This window comes from Bacillus cereus group sp. BfR-BA-01441 (assembly GCF_022663075.1).
GTDB classification, from domain to species: domain Bacteria; phylum Bacillota; class Bacilli; order Bacillales; family Bacillaceae_G; genus Bacillus_A; species Bacillus_A cereus.
Window position 1 is genome coordinate 1 of record NZ_JAKUEU010000210.1, and the last position, 1,318, is coordinate 1,318.

A 1,318-nucleotide genomic window follows, 5' to 3' on the forward strand; every position below is an offset into this window, starting at 1 on the left:
GGCTCTTTCAGCTCTGACCAACTAAGGTTCTTTCGACCTAAAGGTGCTTTTTACCTTTCGGGCGGAAGGTTCTTAGATGCGAAGAGCTAGCCACCGGAACTAGATATATTTAAAAGCGCAAGCGGCTCACACCGCTCATTCTCTCTATTTTGAAAAAAACCCGCCTTGCGCAGCGAGTTTTACTTATCTTTGTTTGCAGGTACTGCATGACAATGACGACAACGTGGTTCATACGATTCTGAAGCTCCAACTAAAATAATTGGATCATCAAATGCCGCTGGTTCTCCATCAATTAATCGTTGTGTACGACTTGCTGGAGATCCACATACAGAACATACTGCTTGTAGTTTTGTCACATGTTCAGCAATCGCCATCAGCTGAGGAACTTGTCCAAATGGTAGACCACGGAAATCTTGGTCTAAACCAGCTACAATGACACGATAGCCACGATTTGCCAATACTTGCACCACTTCCACAATGTCCCCATCAAAAAATTGCACCTCATCGATTGCAATAACATCCAGCTCTTCTGTAATATGTTCAAATATATCCTTTGAAGCTGAAACAGGAACTGCTTTTACCTTTAATCCGTTATGTGATACAACATCTTCTTCACTATATCGATTATCAATACATGGTTTAAATACAATTGCATGTTGTTTTGCAAATTGCGTACGGCGCACACGGCGGATTAGCTCTTCTGACTTGCCAGAAAACATACTACCGCAAATCACTTCAATCCAGCCATTTTGATTTATTAAGTACATGAAGCTCTCCTTTCATCTACTTTTCAGTTAAAAGTAGGGTAAAGGTATAATATTTTCGCAAAAAAAACAGACAAGCGAATACATACACTTGCCTGTTTTATGTTTTTATTACTTAAGACCGTATTTCTTATTGAAGCGGTCAACGCGTCCGTCTGCAGTAGCAAACTTCTGACGTCCAGTGTAGAATGGGTGAGAATCAGAACTGATCTCAACTTTTAGTAATGGATAAGTGTTACCATCTTCCCACTCAACAGTTTCGTTAGATCCTTTAGTAGATCCGCTTAAGAATTTGAAGCCTGTGTTTGTGTCCATGAATACAACTTTCTTGTAATCTGGGTGAATTCCTGCTTTCATTCTTTTCATCTCCTTCCGCCCTGAATCATTTTCGAAACAGAGTTTTTCATCTTCAGCTGCATACACAACTATATTGATGAAACACATATGATGAAATTATAACAAGGCTAACTTCATTTTGCAACTACCTGTTTTTGTCTTTTGAAATTAAAAGTGTAGACGGCTCGTTTAGCTCTGACTGGCTAAGGTTCTCTCGC

Annotated in this window: 2 protein-coding genes; both read right to left on the reverse strand. The window is 39.8% G+C overall.

Going from position 1 to position 1,318, the window contains the following annotated elements; all coding sequences use genetic code 11:
• Positions 1-179: 179 nt before the first annotated feature.
• A complete protein-coding gene (locus MR107_RS30065) occupies positions 180-767 on the reverse strand; it encodes a thymidine kinase (RefSeq protein ID WP_000280859.1) in 588 nt (195 codons plus the stop codon).
• 108 nt (positions 768-875) lie between these two features.
• Positions 876-1,121, reverse strand: coding sequence for a type B 50S ribosomal protein L31 (locus MR107_RS30070; RefSeq protein WP_000643433.1), 246 nt, complete (start codon positions 1,119-1,121; stop codon positions 876-878).
• Positions 1,122-1,318 lie beyond the last annotated feature (197 nt).

Excerpts from the sequence above, each read along its gene's own strand:
- MR107_RS30065 (WP_000280859.1), bottom strand. The coding sequence starts at position 767 with ATGTACTTAATAAATCAAAATGGCTGGATTGAAGTGATTTGCGGTAGT.
- MR107_RS30070 (WP_000643433.1), bottom strand. The coding sequence starts at position 1,121 with ATGAAAGCAGGAATTCACCCAGATTACAAGAAAGTTGTATTCATGGAC.